General features: G+C 72.8%; 14 protein-coding genes. All 14 read right to left on the reverse strand.

Annotated features, from left to right (window positions below):
* Positions 1-2: 2 nt before the first annotated feature.
* The 14 genes from AC2XR2_RS05740 to AC2XR2_RS05805 all read right to left on the reverse strand — a co-directional run bounded on the left by AC2XR2_RS05740 (position 3) and on the right by AC2XR2_RS05805 (position 18,422).
* On the reverse strand, positions 3-1,415 hold the full coding sequence (locus tag AC2XR2_RS05740; RefSeq protein WP_491514477.1) for a DEAD/DEAH box helicase: 1,413 nt from the start codon (positions 1,413-1,415) through the stop codon (positions 3-5).
* Between the two features lie 132 nt (positions 1,416-1,547).
* A complete protein-coding gene (locus AC2XR2_RS05745) occupies positions 1,548-2,396 on the reverse strand; it encodes an endonuclease/exonuclease/phosphatase family protein (RefSeq protein WP_381299616.1) in 849 nt (282 codons plus the stop codon).
* Between the two features lie 61 nt (positions 2,397-2,457).
* Positions 2,458-5,502 carry a hypothetical protein gene (locus AC2XR2_RS05750; RefSeq protein ID WP_491514478.1) on the reverse strand — a complete coding sequence of 1,015 codons (3,045 nt, stop codon included), beginning with the start codon at positions 5,500-5,502 and terminating at the stop codon, positions 2,458-2,460.
* 2 nt (positions 5,503-5,504) lie between these two features.
* Positions 5,505-7,343: an HSP90 family protein gene (locus AC2XR2_RS05755; RefSeq protein ID WP_491514479.1), complete on the reverse strand. Its 1,839-nt coding sequence runs from the start codon at positions 7,341-7,343 to the stop codon at positions 5,505-5,507.
* Between the two features lie 88 nt (positions 7,344-7,431).
* Positions 7,432-8,424, reverse strand: coding sequence for a hypothetical protein (locus AC2XR2_RS05760; RefSeq protein WP_449352916.1), 993 nt, complete (start codon positions 8,422-8,424; stop codon positions 7,432-7,434).
* A 118-nt stretch (positions 8,425-8,542) separates the two neighbouring features.
* Positions 8,543-9,256 (reverse strand): gamma-glutamyl-gamma-aminobutyrate hydrolase family protein, encoded by a 714-nt coding sequence (locus tag AC2XR2_RS05765; RefSeq protein ID WP_491514480.1) that lies wholly within the window; start codon positions 9,254-9,256, stop codon positions 8,543-8,545.
* Positions 9,253-10,743 carry an aldehyde dehydrogenase gene (locus AC2XR2_RS05770; RefSeq protein WP_491514481.1) on the reverse strand — a complete coding sequence of 497 codons (1,491 nt, stop codon included), beginning with the start codon at positions 10,741-10,743 and terminating at the stop codon, positions 9,253-9,255. The genes AC2XR2_RS05765 and AC2XR2_RS05770 overlap by 4 nt, the downstream gene beginning before the upstream one ends.
* A gap of 108 nt (positions 10,744-10,851) precedes the next feature.
* Positions 10,852-12,306 carry an APC family permease gene (locus AC2XR2_RS05775; protein WP_381299622.1) on the reverse strand — a complete coding sequence of 485 codons (1,455 nt, stop codon included), beginning with the start codon at positions 12,304-12,306 and terminating at the stop codon, positions 10,852-10,854.
* A gap of 136 nt (positions 12,307-12,442) precedes the next feature.
* Positions 12,443-13,084, reverse strand: coding sequence for a TetR/AcrR family transcriptional regulator (locus AC2XR2_RS05780; RefSeq protein WP_491514482.1), 642 nt, complete (start codon positions 13,082-13,084; stop codon positions 12,443-12,445).
* A gap of 37 nt (positions 13,085-13,121) precedes the next feature.
* Positions 13,122-13,967: a fumarylacetoacetate hydrolase family protein gene (locus tag AC2XR2_RS05785; RefSeq protein ID WP_491514483.1), complete on the reverse strand. Its 846-nt coding sequence runs from the start codon at positions 13,965-13,967 to the stop codon at positions 13,122-13,124.
* A 10-nt stretch (positions 13,968-13,977) separates the two neighbouring features.
* Positions 13,978-14,913 carry a 3,4-dihydroxyphenylacetate 2,3-dioxygenase gene (locus AC2XR2_RS05790; protein ID WP_381299625.1) on the reverse strand — a complete coding sequence of 312 codons (936 nt, stop codon included), beginning with the start codon at positions 14,911-14,913 and terminating at the stop codon, positions 13,978-13,980.
* Positions 14,906-16,369: an aldehyde dehydrogenase gene (locus tag AC2XR2_RS05795; RefSeq protein ID WP_491514484.1), complete on the reverse strand. Its 1,464-nt coding sequence runs from the start codon at positions 16,367-16,369 to the stop codon at positions 14,906-14,908. The genes AC2XR2_RS05790 and AC2XR2_RS05795 overlap by 8 nt, the downstream gene beginning before the upstream one ends.
* Positions 16,370-16,403: 34 nt before the next feature.
* Complete coding sequence (locus AC2XR2_RS05800; protein WP_381299627.1) at positions 16,404-17,219, reverse strand: acetoacetate decarboxylase family protein; 816 nt, start codon at positions 17,217-17,219, stop codon at positions 16,404-16,406.
* A 12-nt stretch (positions 17,220-17,231) separates the two neighbouring features.
* The gene (locus tag AC2XR2_RS05805) at positions 17,232-18,422 is read right to left on the reverse strand and encodes an NAD(P)/FAD-dependent oxidoreductase (protein WP_491514485.1); all 1,191 of its coding nucleotides are present in this window, start codon (positions 18,420-18,422) and stop codon (positions 17,232-17,234) included.

Consider the following 18,422-nt stretch of genomic DNA (forward strand, 5'->3'; position numbering starts at 1 on the left):
TCTCAGCCGCCCCGCCGCACCCGCGCCGCCCTGCGGGCCTCCGCCAGCTTGCGGGTCTCGTTGCTCTTGCGGGACGGGCGGCCGCCGGAACCGGTCTGTCCGTCCTTGGTGCTGCCCAGGCCGCGGAACGGGGCGTTGTGGTTCTTGGGGCGTGCGGCGGCGGGGCCGCCGTCGAGCGGCACTCCGGAGGGGGCCTTGGCGCCGGTGATCCGGCTCAACTGCGCCTCGCCGGACCGGACTTTGGTGACCTCGGGGGTGATGTCGGCGTCCGCCATCACCTGGCTCGTCTCACGGCGCTGTCCGGACAGGACGAGGGTCACGACGGTGCCGGAGCGGCCGGCCCTGGCCGTGCGGCCCGCGCGGTGCAGATAGTCCTTGGGGTCGGTGGCCGGGTCGACGTTGACCACCAGGTCGAGGTCGTCGACGTGCAGGCCGCGGGCGGCGACGTTCGTCGCCACCAGCGCGGTGACCTGCCCGTTCTTGAACTGGGCCAGGGTGCGGGTGCGTTGCGGCTGGGACTTCCCGCTGTGCAGGGCGGCGGCCGGCACTCCGCTGGCCCGCAGATGCCGGGTGAGCTGGTCGACACCGTGCTTGGTGTCCAGGAACAGCAGGACGCGGCCGTCCCGGGCGGCGATCTCCGTGGTCACGGCGTACCGGTCCGGGCCGTGCACGACGAAGACGTGGTGCTCGATCGTGGCGACCGCGCTGGAGGAGGGGTCCACGGAGTGGACGGCCGGGTCGCGCAGGTAACGTCCCACCAGCTGGTCCACGTCCCGGTCGAGGGTGGCGGAGAACAGCATGCGCTGCCCGTCCGGACGCACCTGGTCCAGGATCTCCGTGACCTGCGGCAGGAACCCCATGTCGCACATCTGGTCGGCCTCGTCCAGGACGGTGATGCGCACCTGTCCCAGGCGGCAGCCCTTGCGCTCGATCAGGTCGTGCAGCCGGCCGGGGGTGGCGACGACGATCTCGACGCCGTCCCGCAGCGCGGCGGTCTGCCGGCCGATGGACACTCCGCCCACCACGGTCGTGAGCCGCAGCCGCGTCGCCTCGGCGTACGGGGTGAGCGCCTCACCGACCTGCTGCGCCAGCTCCCGGGTGGGCACCAGGACGAGCGCCAGCGGCTCCTTGGATCGGGCGCGCCGTCCCGCCGTGCGCGCGAGCATCCCCAGGCCGAAGGCGAGTGTCTTGCCCGACCCCGTGCGGCCGCGGCCCAGGACGTCCCGGCCGGCGAGCGCGTTCGGCAGCGTCGCCGCCTGCACGGGGAACGGCACGGTCACGTCGTGTTCGTCGAGCGTCCGCAACAGCTCCGCCGGCAGCCCCAGCTGGGCGAAGGAGGTCACCGGGGGCGACACCGACGGGGCGCCCGACGCGTCGTCCTGCTGCCGGGCACCGGCAGGTGCTGAATCGCTCACAGAGAGCCTTCCTCCGAAGGGACCGTACCGAGGAAGGCGCGGCGGGGACGCGGCCACCGGTCCGGGGCACCGAACGGAGCACCGACGCAGCGACACTGCAAACGCCCGACACTAGCACGGGCCGGTGTCCCGCTAGGGGCGAGCGGCCAGGGACAGGTCGGCGTACACGATGTGGTGGTCCGAGACCTCGGTGGGGACGACGTGGTGGCGGAGGGGGGTGACGTCCCGCAGGAAGACGTAGTCGAACTTGCTCTGCCAGTCGGTGGTCGGCTCGCAGCTGCCGGTGCCCGACGGGCGGCACTGGGGAGCCGCGTCCGCCGCCAGTTTCCACATCGGGGTGAGCTCGGGGGCGTACGGCACCGCGTTGAAGTCGCCGATGACGATCGCGCGGTCGTGCCGGGCGACCTCGGCGGCGAGTACGCCGACCTGCTCCGCCCGGACCGCCTCCTGGCGTCGTTCGGCGAGGTGGGTGTTGAAGAGCCGGACCGGGCGGCCGCCCACCGTGGTGGTGACCTCCATGTACCCGCGGTCCTCGGAACCGCCGTCCGGGTACTCCTCGGTGACGACGTCGGTCATCGGGGCCGCCGACAGGATCGCCTCGCCGTAACCGCCCGGGTTCCACGGTGCTCCCCCGCAACGGCCCCAGCTCTGCAGGACCGCCCCGTACTCGACGTGGTAGACGAGCCCGTGGAGGTTCTCCAGGTACTCCCGGATCTTCTCGACGTCGCCCACGCACGCCTCCTGCAGGCCGATCACCTGGGGCGCGTACTTGGCGATCTCGGCGGCCCGGTCGTCGTTGCCCGTCTCGCAGGGGTTGCAGAGGTTCCAGGTCATGACCCGGTTCGCCACGACGTCCCGGGCCGGCTTGGCGGGCACGGACCGGGCGTCGAGGGCGCCGCTCGGCGCGCTGGGACCGGAGAGCACCATCCAGGCCAGGACCATGGCGCCCACGAGCAACCACGTGCCCTTTCCGAGCACCATTGCCTCCTCGACGTGGATCCAGGCGACTGACGTCTACGGGAACGATGTTATGGGACCCCGCTCACCCCTCGTCCCGCAGTCGTGCCGCCAGCGAGGTCAGCGGGGCGGTCTCGGCCTCGTGGCCCAGGGCGGTCAGGTGGGAGACCGCCGCGTCGACGCGGGTGAGCGCCGGGGCGGTGCGCTTGAGGTAGATGCCCTCCACGGCGCCCGTCAGGCGGACGCACTCGGCCCACTCACCGGCCCAGTCGTCCTCGGGGCCGGGCTCGCCGAGCAGGGCCAGGGCCTTCTCCAGAGCGGCCAGGGAGTCCTCGTAGGCGCGGCCGTACGCGTTGACCCGCCCGTACTCGTAGGCCAGCGCGGTGTCCAGGGACGGCCCACGGGTCCCGGGCTCGACAGCACCGGCCTCGACAGCACCGGCTTCGACGACACCGGCCTCAACGGCACCGCCTTCGACGGCACCACCCTCGACGGCACCGGCCGCTCGCTCCGCCTCCCGTGCCGCGCGCTCCGCCTCCCGTGCCTCGTCCGCGATCCGGCCCGCGTCCGCGAGGTAGGCGAGGGCGTCCCGCAGGCCTTCGGGGCCCTGCTGCTGGGCCTGCTGGCAGGCGAGTTCGCGCAGGGAGTTGCTGAGCGGTTCGTGGCGCGGGGCCAGGCGGTGCGCGGCGAGCGCCTGGTCCGCGGCTTCGCGGGCCCGGTCGAACTCGCCGGACTCACCGAGGAGTACGGCCGTCTCCGCGGCGATCATGGTGTGGCTGCCCGGGTCGTCGTCCCAGCCGGCCGACTCGGCGGCGAGGGCGACGAGTTCCGCGGTGGCGGCCTTGAGGTCGTCGCCCGCGCGCAGTGCGCGGGCCCGGGTCAGGCGCAGCTGGGCGGTGAGCCGGTCGTCGATCTCGCCGGCCGCGACGTCGGGTTCGGCCAGCACGGAGTCGAGCAGGGCGATGCAGTCCTCGACGCGGCCCAGGTCGAGGCTGAGCCGGGCCGCGTTGCTGTAGGTGCAGAACGCGTCGAAGCGGTTGCCGCGGCGCAGGTCCACCTCCGCCGCGCGCGTCAGGTGCCGCAGTGCCTCGTCGGGACGGCCCAGGTGCATGGCGGCCTCGGCCAGATCGCTGAGGAGGCGGCTGGTGTCGAGCGTGTCGCCCTGCCATTCCCCGGCGAGGCGCAGCGCCTCGGCGAGGTCGCTGTAGCCGGCCTGGGCGTCGCCGAGGCCGAGCCGGATCCGGCCGCGCAGCTGGAGCGTGCGGGGCAGGTGCCAGTCGGGGCCCTGCGCCCTGAGGCGTTCGAGGAGGGCGTCGGTCTCGGTGAGCGCGGCGGGCAGGTCACCGGCGAGGGCGTGCGTGGTGGCCCGCAGCAGCCGGCCGCCGGAGATCTGCCCGACGACGTCGTGCCGGGTGGCGAACGCGTGCAGCAGGTCCAGCTCGGCGAAGACCGGCGCGATGTGCTCCTCGTCCCGCGTCGCCTGAAGGCGCAGGCCGAGCATGGTCGCGCGCAGTCGCAGCAGACGGGCCTCCTGGTAGGGGGCGAGGCCGGCCGTCTCCTCGTGCAGCCGGACCAGGGACGCGTGGGCGTCGGTCAGCGCCGCGGCCTTCGCCTCGGCTCCGTCCGCGCTCTCGGCGACGGCGAGCAGGGCGGCGCCGCGCTCCAGGGTCGCGTGACCGGGTTCCCCCGCGTCGTCGTACAGGGCCGCGGCCTCCTCGTGGAGGGCGGCGGCCTCGGCGTACTCGTCCTTCTCGCCCACCTTGCTCGCCTCGTCGGCCAGCAGGTCGGCGCGCAGCAGGACGAGCGGGCCGACGGCCGGGTCGTCGGGGTGGCTGTAGTCGCGGGCGGCGACGAGGGTGCGCAGCCGGGTCCAGCAGGCGCGGGTGTCCGGGTGCCCCCGCTCGTCCAACGCCCTTGCCCGGAGGATGAGTTCGGGCAACGACTCGGGTAGGTCCGTGGCCGTACGGGAAGCGGGTGCGGCGGCCGGGGCGGCCGGGGCCACGTCGTCGAGGCTGCGGGCGCGCAGCGTCAGTTCCAGCGCGTCCAGGAGCGGGGCGCGGTCCAGGCGGGCCCGGCGGTGGTCGGACACGGCGCTGGTGCCGTTGCGGTCGTCGAAGCGGGCGGCGAGGTCGTCGGCGCGGCCCCGTACCTCGGCGCGCAGACCGGTCACCGTCCAGGTGCGGCCCGGGTACCCGGCGGCGGGCAGCTCGCCGTGGCCGAGGGACTCGACGCGCTGGAGGAGGACCTCGACGCCGGTGAGGAAGTCGAGCTGGTCGAGCGGTGAGTCGACCTCGTCGAAGAGGTTGCGGTTCTCGGCGAGCAGTTCCAGGCCGCGCGCCTCGTTGCCGGTCAGCGCGCAGAACTCCAGGTGGCGGCCGACCTCGCCGGACATCGAGGGGTTGCGGCGGCAGCCGCGGTACCCGGCGAGGTGCAGTTCACGGGCCCGGTCGACGCGGCCGGTGCGCAGCAGGGGCAGCAGCGCGTACGACACGGAGCGGGCCGGCTCCTCCTGGCAGGACTCCTTGCCGGACAGGACGGGTTCCCAGATGCTCAGGGCCCGCTCGTCGTCGCCCGCGGTGAGGTGGTGGCGGGCGCGCCGGCAGATCTCGCAGGCCTCGCAGTCGCTGTACCGGGTGCGGGTGCGGGCCGCCCACAGCTCGTAGGCGAGGGCGGTGTCCGCACCGGTGTGTGCCGCGAGCTGGTAGGCCTCCCCGTAGTAGGGCTGGAGGCCGAGGTCGGCCTTCTCGTACCGGTCGCGCATCTCGGTCAGCCACTGGCGCAGGGCGGCCAGCGGTATCTCGGGCAGCTGGCGCAGGGCGTTGGACACCCACTTGAACCGCCAGAACAGCATGTACCGCAGCCGCTCGTCGAAGACCTCGGGCCGCTCGTCGAAGAGGTTCAGCAGCCGGGCGAAGACGACGGGCGACTTCCGGGGCTCGGAGCCGTAGGTGTACGCCTCCTGGAGTTCGAGGAGGGCGTGGATGAGCGGGACGGGCTCCTCGAACTGCTCGGCCGCGTCGACGAGTTCCTCGGCGGTGACGGTGCGCGTACGGCCGTAGGGGCGCTCGTCGTTGTCCTGGAGCGCCCGGTACAGCTCTTCTGTGCTCTGGGGGTGGGGTGCGGTAGGCATCGTCAGCTGTCCTTGCGGAGGGCGTGGGCGAGAAGGTCGAGGAAGGAGCGGTTGATGAGGCTCGACTCGGCGGGCCTGAGGGGGCGCCGGGACAGCATCGCGGCCTGGCCGTAGAGGGCTTCGGCGCTGGTGCGGGCCAGTTCGGGTTCGTCGATGGTGACGGCGGTGCGGACCAGCGGGTTGAGCTGGTTGAGGATCAGCTGGGCGCGCGGGGCCTCCTGGCGCAGGGCGCCGAGGATGTCGCCCCACACCCCGCCCTGCTGCTCGCGGGCGAGCTGGGAGCGGGTGCGTTCGTGCCGGGCCTCGCGGCTGTCGACCAGGAGGGCGGGGGCGGACGCGGGGTGGAAGGTGCGCAGCGCCACGTCGCAGTCGAAGACGGCGAGGGCGTCGCGGGCTTGGGCGAGGTAGGCCGAGGCGGCGAGTTCGGTCTCCCGGTCGACGGGGTCGAGGTGGGCGGTGAGGGTCGCCGGGTCGAGGTCGGCGACGGTGGCCTCGGGCCGGATCTCGGGCAGCCGGTGGACCAGTTCCCGGTCGTAGGTGTAGCCGCCGTTGACGACGCCGAGCCCGGCGGCCGAGGCGATCGCGGCGACCTGGCGGAACTCCTCCACGCTGGAGGTCACGAGCACGGTGGGGTGGGTGCGGGCGAACTCGTCGAGGGTGCAGTGCCCGTCGGTGGTCTCGAACGGCAGCCAGGGCAGCAGCATCCTGAGGATCTCGTCGTCGTGCACGGCGAGGGACTTCACGGCGAGGTGGTGGGCCTGGAGGAAGCGGCCGAGCAGCTCCGGGTCGCTGGCGGCGGCGCGGGCGATCCAGGCGCGCAGCCGTTCGGCGAGGGCGTCGCGGACGGCGGCGAGGGTGTCGTCCTCGTACAGGGACTCGCGGGACGCCGTCGGACGCAGGCTCTCGGCGTCCACGACACAGCGGACGAAGAACGCCCACTCGGGCAGGATCTCCTCGGCGTGCTCGGACAGCAGCATGCCCTTGACGTGCACGCGGTGTCCGTGGCGGCGGCCGGCCGGGACCGCCTCGGGCAGCACGCAGGCGATGCCCTTCAGGCCCACGGCGGGCAGGTCCAGCTCGATGGTGTCCAGCGGTGTGAACCCGAAGATCTCCTCGCCGTAGGCGGCCAGCGCGCGGGAGCGGGCGCCGGGCGTGGGGTGGGCCTGTGACCAGGGCGCGGGCTCGGGGTTGACCGGCGTGGCCGGGCCGGGCGTACCGTCGTCGAAGGTCACCGGGTGACGCAGCAGGGAGCCGAAGTGGCGGGCCAGGGTGAGCACTTGGGCCGGGCGGGTCCACTCCCCCGCGTCGGCGCGCGGCGTCAGCGTGACGGTCGTGCCGGGCCGGGGGCGGGCGGAGGCGGGCAGGGTGCGGACGGTGTAGCTGCCGTCGCCGCGTCCGCGCCACTCGACGGCGGGGGCGTCGGGGGTGCGGGCGGAGCGGCTGACGACGTGGATCTCGTCGGCGACCAGGAAGCAGGAGAGCAGACCGATGCCGAACTGGCCGATGAAGTCGGCGCGTTGCTCGGCGACCTGCTCGGCGCGCTTGCTGCTGCGGCCGATGGTGGCGAGGAAGCTGTGCACGTCGGCCTCGGTGAGACCGACGCCGTCGTCCTCGACGCGGACCACCGAGCCGTCGGCGTGGAGGCGGATGCCGAAGTCGCCGTGCGGCTCGATCGCGTGCCGCGCGGTGAGGGCGTCGACCGCGTTCTGCAGGAGTTCACGCAGGTAGACGCGGGGGCTGGAGTAGAGGTGGTGGGAGAGGAGGTCCACCAGGCCGCGCAGGTCGACCTGGAAGGTGCGGTCGGTGGCGGCGTGGTCGTCGGCGTGGTGACGCAGAGGCATGGGGCAGTCCGGGGTGAGGGAACGGCGGGGTGGGCGGTGGTCCGCGCGAGGCCGGCCGGGGACCGGCGGACGGGAGGCGGACGGCGGCTCAGAAGGCCTTGCGGAAGCGCGCGTACACCTTCTGCGGGTCCGCCATGAAGGTCCACGGCCATTCGGTGAACACGCCTTCCAGCTCGCGGAAGACATTGGAGGCCGTGCTGCTGCCCGCCAGCGAGAGGGCCATGGCGAAGATGTTGTAGTCGCCCTGCCAGCCCAGGCGGCGTTCGTACGCGTGGTGCAGGATGCTGCGCTCCGCGGCTTCCCTCAACTCGGTCCGGATCCGCGGGTCCTGGAGGCAGTCGCGGTTGTCGGACTCCACCCAGTCCTCGATGTGCGCCATGGCGACCACGCAGCCGAGCCGGTGCCCGTCGGGCGCGCCGGCGAAGGCCTTCCGGGCGTACTCCAGGGCCTGGCCCGGCTCTCCGCCCCAGCGGGGCTGGAGGTGCGACACCCACTCCAGGTGGAGGTCCACGTTCAGCGGATCACGGCGCAGACCGGCCGCGAGCCGGGCCTCCTGGACGCTGTCGTCGACGGACATGCCGCGTCCCGAGGTGAGCAGATGGCGCCACGGCGTGACCCAGCCGGGCTGCAACTCGGCGGCTTCCAGCAGGTGTTCCTCGGCGATGTTCAGCCGCTCGTAGAAGGTCTCCCACTGGCCGCGGCTGACGTCCACGGCACGGGCGGACGTACGCGCCTCCCAGCCCCAGGAGACATGGCGCGCACCCGAGATCAGCAGGGCGGTCGCCCGGAGTTCCTTGTCGTCCTTGTCCTCCTCGGCGGCCCGGACGATCCATTCCTCCAGACCGTCCACATCGGTCAACTGCCCCAGGACCGCCTGCTCGTGGCCGAGGTCGAAGGGGGCCAGCGCCGCCTTGACCGCCGTCCAGTCACCGGCGTCGGCCGCTTCCACGAGGGCGAGCACCCGGGCGTCGCCGAGCGCGCGCAGCTTGTACACCCCGTTCTTCTGCCTGCGCGGGACGGGCAGGGCGTGCGGATCCGCCGTCGGTCTTTCCCCGCCCCCACCGAACAGCCTGCCGAACATGACGCGCCCTCCCCTGGTCCCGCGTGATCGTCCGGTGCAGCATAAGGGGAACCACTGACAGCGCTTCCACCGGGTTTTCACGAGGACCGCACGGTTCGGTACCGCCGGACAGGGGGCGTCAGCGGGCGGCTCGGACCAGGGCGTCGAAGAGGCCCTGCTGGGCGGGGTCCTCGGGGGCGGTGTCCTCGGGGTGCCACTGGACGGCGGTGAACCACCCCCGCGCGCCCGGGAGTTCGAGTCCTTCGACGGTGCCGTCGGCGGCCCGTGCGGTGACCGTGAGTCCGGTGCCGAGGCGTTCCACCCGCTGGTGGTGGTAGCAGGAGGCGTCCACCTTCGGTACTCCGGTGGCCTGTTCCAGCAGGGTGCCGCGCTCGATCCCCACCGGGTGCGTGAGGTGCCGGTGTTCGCGTTCGGGGCCGCCCATGTCCTGCTCCAGGGTGCCGCCGAGGGCGACGTCGACGACCTGGAGCCCACGGCAGATCGCCAGCAGGGGCAGGCCCAGGTCCAGTGCGGTGCGGGCGACCTGGAGGTCGAAGGTGTCCTGGAGGTCGTCGACGTCGTAGACGGCCGCGTGGGTGTCGGTGGCGCCGTAGCGGTGCGGGGCGAGGTCGCCGCCGCCGGGGAGCAGGACGCCGTCGAAGCGGGCGAGGCGGTCCGGGACGTCGGCTTCAGCGGCCGGGTGGATGCTCACCGGTTCGCCGCCGGCCCGCCAGACGGCCTCGATCAGCGCGCGGGCGTTCACCTCGGCGGCGTACCGGAGCGCGGAGGTCGTGGCGGCGAAGCGGGCGGGGATCGCGATGAGCGGCCGCGCGGACGGGGTCGTACGGCTCACAGCTGGATCCAGGTCGTCTTGAGCTCGGTGTACTTCTCCAGGGCGTGTGCCGACTTGTCGCGCCCGTTGCCGGACTGCTTCACGCCGCCGAAGGGGACGGTCAGGTCGCCCTCCTCGTAGCAGTTGACCCAGACGGTGCCGGCCTTGAGGGCGCGGGAGACCTTGTGGGCGGTGGAGAGGTCGGAGGTCCACAGGGCGGCGGCGAGGCCGTACTCGGTGGCGTTGGCGAGCCGTACCGCCTCGTCGAGGTCGTCGAAGGCGAGGACCGACAGGACGGGGCCGAAGATCTCCTCACGGGCCAGTCGCATCCCGGGGTCGACCCGGTCGAAGACGGTCGGTTCCAGGAAGCTGCCGCCGGTCCCGGTCAGTGTCCGGGCGCCGCCCGTGCGCAGTCGGGCCCCTTCGTCGAGGCCGGTGGTGATGTGGTCCTGGACGCGTGCCAGGTGGCTCTCGCCGACCAGGGCGCCCATCTCGGTGGCCGGGTCGAGGGGGTCGCCGACGCGCAGGGCGCGGGCCCGGGCGACGACGGCCTCGGTGACCTGTTCGGCGACGGAGGAGTGCACCAGGAGCCGGGAGGGGGCGGTGCACATCTCGCCCTGGTTGAAGAAGATGCCCCAGGCGGCGGTGGCCGCGGCCTGCTCCAGGTCGGGGGCGTCGGGCAGGACGATGTTCGGTGACTTGCCGCCCAGTTCCAGCCAGACGCGCTTGAGGTTGGAGTCGGCGGAGTAGCGCAGGAAGTGCCGGCCCACGGCGGTGGAGCCGGTGAAGGCGAGGACGTCGACGTCCGGGTGGAGGCCCAGTGCCCGGCCGGCCACGGGTCCGTCGCCGGCCACGACGTTGAGGACCCCCGGGGGCAGTCCCGCCTCGGTGGCGAGGCGGCCGAGCAGGAGGGCCGACAGCGGGGAGTGCTCCGACGGCTTCAGTACGACCGTGCAGCCGGCCGCCAGCGCCGGGGCCACCTTCCAACCGGCCAGCGTCAGGGGGAAGTTCCACGGCACCACGGCTCCGACGACACCGGCCGGTTCGCGGGTGACCAGGGCGAGGGCGTCCGGGGCGGTGTGCGGGGACTCGTCGGTGAGCTTGTCGGCGAGCTGGCCGTACCAGCGGAAGGTGGTGATGAGGGCGCGCAGTTCGATGCCGTACGCGTCCGTGACAGGTTTGCCCATCTCCAGGCTGACGGTCAACGCCAGTTCCTCGCGCCGCTGTTCGAGCAGGTCGGCGATGCGCAGCAGGGTCCTGCCGCGTTCGGCGGGGGCCAGGTGCGGCCAGGGGCCGGAGTCGAAGGCCCGCCGGGCGGCGGCGACCGCCGCGTCCACCTCCGCGGTGCCCGCGTCGGCGACCTCGGCCAGCACCTGGCCGTCCCGGGGCGAGACGACGGTGAAGACTGCTCCCCCGCCGGGTTCGCCGGCGCCGTCGATGTGATGGACACCGGAAGGGGTCAGGGACTTGGCGCGGCGCAGCCACTCCTCGTGAGTGACATCCGGCATGGGGGACCTCCGCGGTCAATATTTGGGGTCAAACAAAATGGTGAGGAGGGGGCGGCGCGAGGCTTCAGCGGGCGCCAGGCGCACGTGCGGCCGGGCCGCCCCCCGCGGTCACGGCCGGACGGCCCGGCCCCTGGTCACGCGTGCGGCCACGAGACCGAGGACCAGGACGGCCGGGACGGCGAGCTGGAGCCAGATCGCGGTGGTGCGGTCGCCGCCGATGAGGGTGGTGAAGTTCTCGACGATGAGCCAGATGGCACCGGCGATGCCCAGCGCGCCCAGCACGGGGGCGATCACGGTGTTCCAGGGGCGGGTGTCGGCGCGCGAGCGGCGGAAGAAGACGACCACGGAGACCGAGGTCAGGAAGTAGAGCAGCATCATCGCCAGCACGGCGACCCCGCTGAACCAGGAGAACAGGGTGAGCACCGGGTCCTTGCCCAGGATGGCGAAGGGCAGCACCAGCAGTGCCGCGAGGACGGTCTGCACGACCCCGGCCGCCCAGGGCGAGTGGCGGCGGTTGAGCGCGGTCAGTCCGTGCGGGAGGAGCCGTTCGCGGCCGAGCGAGAAGAGGTAGCGGTTGGCGGAGTTGTGGAAGGCGAGGATGCCGGCGAAGAGGGAGGTGGCCAGCAGGACCGGCAGGACGTCGTCGACCCAGCCGCCGAACTGGGCGGCGATCGGCGCGAAGACGAAGGACGTGGCGTCGCCGCTCTCCAGCGCCTTGCCGGCCTCGGCGGTGGCGTGGGACGCGCCGTGCGCGGAGACCAGCATCCAGGAGGTGAAGGCGAAGAAGCCGGTGACCACCCCGACGGACAGATAGGTGGCCCGGGGCACGGTCCGGCGCGGCTCGCGGGCCTCCTCGCCGTAGATCGCGGTGGCCTCGAAGCCGAACATCGACGCGACGGCGAACATCAGCGCCACGCCCGGGGCACCCTGGAGCGCGGCGGAGGCGGAGAAGCTGTCGGTGAGGCCGAGGCCCTCGGGGCCGCCGCCCTTGAAGAAGGTCACCAGGGCGAAGACGATCAGGATGCTGAACTCGGCCAGCACGAAGACGGTGAGGATCCGGGCGCCCATCTCGATGCCCGAGGCGCCGAGGACCTGGACGATCACCATCGTGACCAGGGTCCAGACCCACCAGGCCACATGGGTGCCGGTGTAGTGCTCGACCAGGCCGCTCACCGTGGCGCCGTACAGCCCGTACATGGCGGCCTGGATCGCGCAGTAGGCGAAGAGGGCGACTCCGGCGCTGCCGGAGCCCGTCGGCCGGCCGAGGCCCTTGCCGATGTACGTGTAGAAGGCGCCCGCGTCCACGACATGGCGGCCCATCGCGACGAAGCCGACGGAGAACAGCAGGATCACGGCGCCGGCGAGGAGGTAGGCGGCGGGGGTGCCGGCGCCGTTGCCGATGCCGACCGCGATGGGGACGGCGCCGGCGATGCCGGTCAGCGGGGCCTGGGCGGAAAGGACGAAGAACAGGATGCCCAGGACGCCGAGCGAGTCGGGCTTGAGCCTGCCTGCCGTGGAGGGTGCCGTAGCGGCCTCGGTGCTGACCGCTGTCTGACTGTCCACTCGAATCACCTGCCGGGAGCGGGGAGGGGCGGGAATTGTTTCGAGCCAAACGAGTTGCCTCATGGTGGGTCGGAACTATCCGTTTGGCAAGGGGATACGGCGGGTTTCCCGTCAGGCGGGCGATTTCCTACGGCGGTCAGGCGCCGGGGTCCCGCGTACCGGCGCTGTCGGTACCGGTGCCGTCGGCGCCGAGCAGCCGCAGCAGGGTGCGCAGTTCCTCGATCGCCGCGTCGGTGACCTCGGGCTCGCCGAGGACGAGCTGGTGGAGGACCAGGCCGTCCAGGGCGGCGAAGACCAGGCGGGAGAGCGCGCGGTCGGCACCGTCGGGCAGCATGCGGTTGAGCTCGCGGTGGGTGGCGTCGAAGTACTCGTCGTACAGGGCGCGGAGCTGCGGGAGCAGTTCCGGCCTGCGACGCGATTCGAGCAGCAGCTCGTACTGGAACGCCTGCTTGTCCGGGTCCGCGGTGACCATCTCGGACACGCCGGAGGAGAAGTCCGCGACCTTGCCGGTGCCGGGTTCGAGCGCGCTGGTGTCCATCGAGGTGCGGATGGTGTGGGCGAGGGTCTCCTCGATCAGGGCGTCACGGGAGCCGAAGTGGTGCACCACCAGCCCGTGGGTGACCCCGGCCTCCTGAGCGACCGCGCGATAGGTCAGCCTGCGCAGCCCACCCCGGGCCACCACCCGCACCGCCGCACTCAGCAGCGCCTCGCGCCCTTCTCCGTAGTGCACACGCTTACGTGACCGCGGGCTCTCGGGACTGCCGCCGGCTTCGGTCATACCGGCGACCCTACCTGGCCGCGGTCGGGGCACCCGGTCAGCGCCTCGGTGGGCGGATGCCTCGGAACTCCCAGTCGCCGCCCAGTGCGGTGGACAGGACCTCCTCGGACTCCGTGGGCTGGGCGCCGACGTCGGGGCGGACGGGGGTGGGGCCGGTGACGATGTGGTTGGTGAGGCGGCCCAGGCCCTCGACCTCCACCTCGACGACATCGCCCGGCTGTACCGGGCGGGAGTTGGCGGGGGTGCCCGACAGCAGGACGTCACCGGGGTACAGGGTGATCGTGCGGGCGATGTCGGCGACCAGGTAGTGCATGTCCCACTTCATCTCGTCGGTCGAACCGTCCTGCACCACCTCGCCGTTGACGTACGTCCGCAGGGTCTTGCCCCGGAAGTCCCAGTCGGTGACCAGGCCCGGGCCCAGCGGGCACAACGTGTCGGAGCCCTTCACCCGGAGCATCGAGCCGGCGTCGGTGTCCCGGAAGTCGTGGAGGCCGTAGTCGTTGGCGATCGTGTAGCCCGCGATGTACTCACCCGCCTCGGCCGGGGAGATGTTGCGGGCGGTCCTCCCGATGACGATGGCCACCTCCCCCTCGTAGTTGAGCCACTTGCAGCCCTCGGGACGGACGACCGCGCCCCGGTGGGAGTTGAGGGCGGAGGTCGGCTTGTGGAAGTACGTCGGGGTGTCCGGCAGGTCGATCCGGAACTCCGCCACGCGGCTGCGGTGGTTGAGGTGGACGGCGATCACCTTCGACGGCACGACCGGCGGCAGATGCAGGGCGTCCTCGGTCTTGACGCGACGGCCGTCCCCGGCGACCAACTCGTCGCCTTCGACGGTGACTTGGACGGCAGCGCCGTCGAGGAGGATCCGGCGGTACTCGGGCATGGCAGCCTTCCTAAGGGCGACGGTGCGGGTGGTGGGGTACGGCGGCCACGGGTGCCCCCGTGCCGGTCCAGCCGTCGGCCGGGCGGTCGAACCACAGGTGGACCTGGCCGGTGCCGACGGAGTTCTCGTACTCGCCGTACTGGCGGGCCCGCGCGGTGCAGGCCTGTTCGCCGAGGGCGCCGGCCATCATCAGGTAGTGGAAGAACTTCGCCTCGGGCCTGACCTTCCAGAACGCGTCCATGGTGTCGAGGACCTTGTCGTGCCGGCCCTCCTTGAACCAGGCGATGCGCTCGAAGTCCGCCTCCCGGGCCTCGGGGGTGCGGATGTGCACCGGGTCGCTCGCCTCGTGGTCGCGCAGTTCGCGCAGCGGCCAGAAGGTGTGCGAGAGGGCGCCGGACGCGATGAGCAGGACCCGGCGGCCGGGGGTGGCGGCGATGCCGTCGGCGAGTGCCCGTCCGAGGCGCAGGTGGTCCTCCATGTCGCCGGTCTGGCAGACGCCGATGGTCACCCAGCGCTTGTCGGGCAGCCCCTCCCCCAGGTACTTCCAGAGGTTGATGGTGGCGTAGTAGATCGGCAGGTACGCGTCCTCGATCGCGGTGATCCAGGTGCCGTGCCTGTCCGCGGACTTCTCGACGTTGCGGGCGAGTTCGGGGTCGCCGGGGAAGTCGTACGGCATCCTGCACATGCCGCGCGGCAGTTCCTCCGAGGTGAACAGGCCGGCGCGGCGCTGCTGGGCCGTGACCACGAACTCGACCGTGGTCGCCCAGTGGGAGTCGAGGACGACGACGGTGTCGTAGTCGTCGCGCTCGAAGACGTCCCGGCGCAGTTCCCGGAGGCCGGTGACGAGGGTGATCTCCTTGCCCTCGTTCAGCTCCCGGCGCTCCTCCTCGGGGAGCACGATGGTGGGGACGTGGGCGAGGAGCCCCGCCCCGACGATCTCACCCATGGTCCTTGAACCCCTTCGGCGCGGTGACGGTGTTCTTCAGGTCGCAATAGAAGTCGAAGCTCCAGGTGCCGCCCTCGCGGCCGACCCCGGAGTGGCGGGAGCCGCCGAAGGGTGCCTGGAGGTCGCGGACGAAGAAGCAGTTGACCCACACCGTGCCTGCGACGAGCCGTGCCGTGACGCGGTCGGCGCGCTCCCGCGAGCCGGTGGCGAGGGTGGCGGCGAGCCCGAAGCGGGTGTCGTTGGCGAGGCGGACCGCCTCGTCCTCGTCGGTGAAGGTCTGGAGGGTCAGGACCGGTCCGAAGACCTCCTCCTGGACGATCTCCGAGTCCTGGGCGACATCGGTGAGCAGCGTCGGCGCGTAGTACTGGTCCCCCTCGCGGTGTCCGCCCATGACCGCCCGCGCCCCGGCCGCGAGGGCCCGCCGCACGAAGCCATCGATCTTCTCCAGCTGGCGGGGATGGATGTTCGGGCCGATGTCGGTGGTCTCGTCACGCGGGTCCCCCTGCTGGAGACGGCTCGCCTTGTCGACGAAGCGCCGGGTGAACTCCTCCGCGATCGGCTCCTCCACGAGGATGCGGGTCGCGGCCAGACACACCTGCCCGGCGTTGTCGTACTGCTCCACCGCGAGGTCGACCGCGAGGTCCAGGTCGGCGTCGGCGAACACCAACAGCGGTGACTTGCCGCCGAGTTCGAGGCTCAGGGGGGTGAGCCGGGCGGCGGCGGAGGCGGCGATGCGCTGCGCGGTCGGCACCGAGCCCGTGAAGCTGATGCGGCGCACGTCCGGGTGCGAGGTGAGCGCGTCGCCGATCTCGGCGCCGTAGCCCTGGACGACGTTCAGGACGCCGGCGGGCAGGCCGGCCTCGGCGGCGATGTCGGCGAGGAGGGAGGCGGTGAGTGGGGACCACTCGGCGGGCTTGAGGACCACGGTGTCGCCGGCCGCGAGGGCGGGGGCGACCTTCCAGGTGGCGAGCATCAGCGGGGCGTTCCACGGCGTGATCAGCACACAGGGGCCCGCCGGGTCCCAGGAGACGTGGTTGGTGTGGCCGCGGGTCTCGAAGTCCTCGTGGTCCAGCTTCAGCAACCAGTCCGCGAAGAAGCGGAAGTTGTGTGCCACGCGTGGCATCACGCCCCGGCGGTGCGAGCGCAGCAGTGCCCCGTTGTCGGTGGTCTCCACGATCGCCAGCTCTTCGAGCCGCTTCTCGACGCCGTCGGCGACGGCGTGCAGGATGCGGGCGCGCTCGGCGCGGGAGGTGGCGGCCCAGGCCGGGAAGGCGGCTTTGGCCGCGGCGACCGCTGCGGCGGCCTCGGCGGGACCGCCGCGGGCGATCTCGCCGAGTTCGGCGCCGTCGATGGGCGAGACATCGGTGAAGGTCTCGGCGGAGGCGACGCGTTCGCCGCCGATCCAGTGCCGGGTGTCGACGGCGACCCCGGCCACCGTGAGGGTGTGTTCGGTCATGTCCGGTCTCCAAGTGCTGCGCGGGGTAGGGGGCTCATTCGGATCCGGAGGCTCCGGAGGTTCCGGACTCCAGGAGCCGGCCGCCGTCCCAGACGACGCCGACCTGGCGGTAGTACGCGGCGACGGGCTCCCGGATCTCCAGCCGGGCCAGTTCCTCGGTCGGCGCCTCGAACAGCTCCAACTCGGCGTCCCCGACCCAGGGTCGGCCACCCTCGAAGGAGGCCGCCCCGGTCTCGATCAGCTCGTCGAGGGCCAACCCCTTGCCCTTCTCGATCGACGGCAGCCACCGGTGGTGGGCCATGGGGTGGGCGTTGACGAACCCGTTGTGCGAGGAAGGCTCCCGCAGGGTCACCACGGCCTGCGCGAGCCTCCGGTCCGCGGCGGCGAGGGTGGCGCCGAACCGCGCCCCGGCCTCGATCCGCGGGGCGGGCCCGTACGGGTGCGGACGGGTCTGGTGGATCGACCCGAGCTTCTTCGGATAGCCCTGGTGGAGTCCGCGGGCGACGGCGAAGTCCTTGTCGACCCAGATGTACACGCACCGCGAGTAGGTCTCGCCCCGGTACGTGCAGCGGACAACGGCGAAGGCTTCCTTGTACTGGGAGCGGACGGGGTCGAGGAGTTCCTCCCCCGTCGCCGAGCAGGACTGCCAGTCGGCCCAGATCAGGGCGACGGCGCCGGGGTCCTCGTCGGCCAGCTCCAGGGGCTCGGGGAGCAGTTCGCGTACCCGCGCGGGGTCCGTGCGGTACTCGACGGTGAGCAGGTCGCCGGAGTAGCGCCAGGGGGGCGAGGGGATCAGCGACGAGGTGCCGCTCGCCGTCTTGGGGTGGAAGAAGCCACGCACAGCGGACATGTCAGGGGTTCCTTAGGCGGTGAGGGCGGGCTGCTGGAGCAGGTGGGCGCGGTAGCGGGCGGCAAGCCTCGCGGCCGGCTGTCCGCCGAGCGCGACGACACCGACCAGCCGGTCGTCGGCGTGGTAGCCGACCAGGACGTCACCGGCCGGGTCGCCGTCCAGCACCCGGACGTCCGCGAGGCCGAGCGCCGGCGCGCCGAAGGACTGCAACCGGAAGTCGTGCTGGTCGCTCCAGAAGGTGGGCAGCGGGGCGAAGGGCCCGGGACCGGCGCCGACCAGGGTCTTCGCGGCGTGCTTGGCGGTGTCGGTGGGGATCGACCAGTGCTCGACGCGGCGGGGGACGCCGTCGTAGCGGGCGTTGGGGAAGCGGGCCACGTCCCCGACGGCGACCACCTCGGACCGGCCGCCGACCCGCAGCGACTCGTCGGTCAGCACACCGTCGCTCAGGTCGAGGCCGTTGCCGTCCAGCCACTCGGTGTTGGCCTGCGAGCCGACCGACTCGACGACGACGTCGGCGGCCAGGACCGTGCCGTCGGACAGTTCGACTCCGGTCACGCGCTCGTCGCCGTGAAACCCCGCCACTCCCGCGCCCAGTGCGAAACGCACTCCGCGTTCCTCGTGCCGCTTCAGGAGCGCGCGCCCGAGGAGTTCGCCGAGCGGGCCGACCATGGGCAGCGGCAGCGGGTCGACGACGGTCACTTCGGTGACGCCGAGCGCCACGGCCGTCGCGGCGACCTCGCAGCCGATGAACCCGGCGCCGACGACGACCACGCGCACGCCCGGCCGGGTCAGCTCGTCCCGCAGCCGGCGGGCGTCGTCGAGGGTGCGGACCGTGTGCCGGCCGGCGAGGGGGCCGGGGCAGCGCAGCCGGCGGGGGCGCATGCCGGTGGCGACCACGAGACCGTCGTAGGGCAGCAGGGAGCCGTCGTCGAGCGTGACGGTCCGTTCGTCGAGGCGGGCCGCGGTGATCCGGGTGCCGAGGCGCCACTCGACGTCGGCCGCGGCCGGCTTGGGGGTGAAGGCGAGTGACGCGAAGGGGGCCTTGCCGGAGAGGACCTCCTTGGACAGCGGGGGCCGGTTGTAGGGCATGTGCGGTTCGTCGCCGACGACGGTGATCCGGCCGGTCCAGCCCGCGGCCCGCAGGTGCTCGGCCGCGCGGAGGCCGCCCAGGGAGGCGCCCGCGACGACGATGCCGGCGGCCAT

The sequence above is a fragment of the Streptomyces sp. LS-MS-L19 genome, assembly GCF_058382285.1.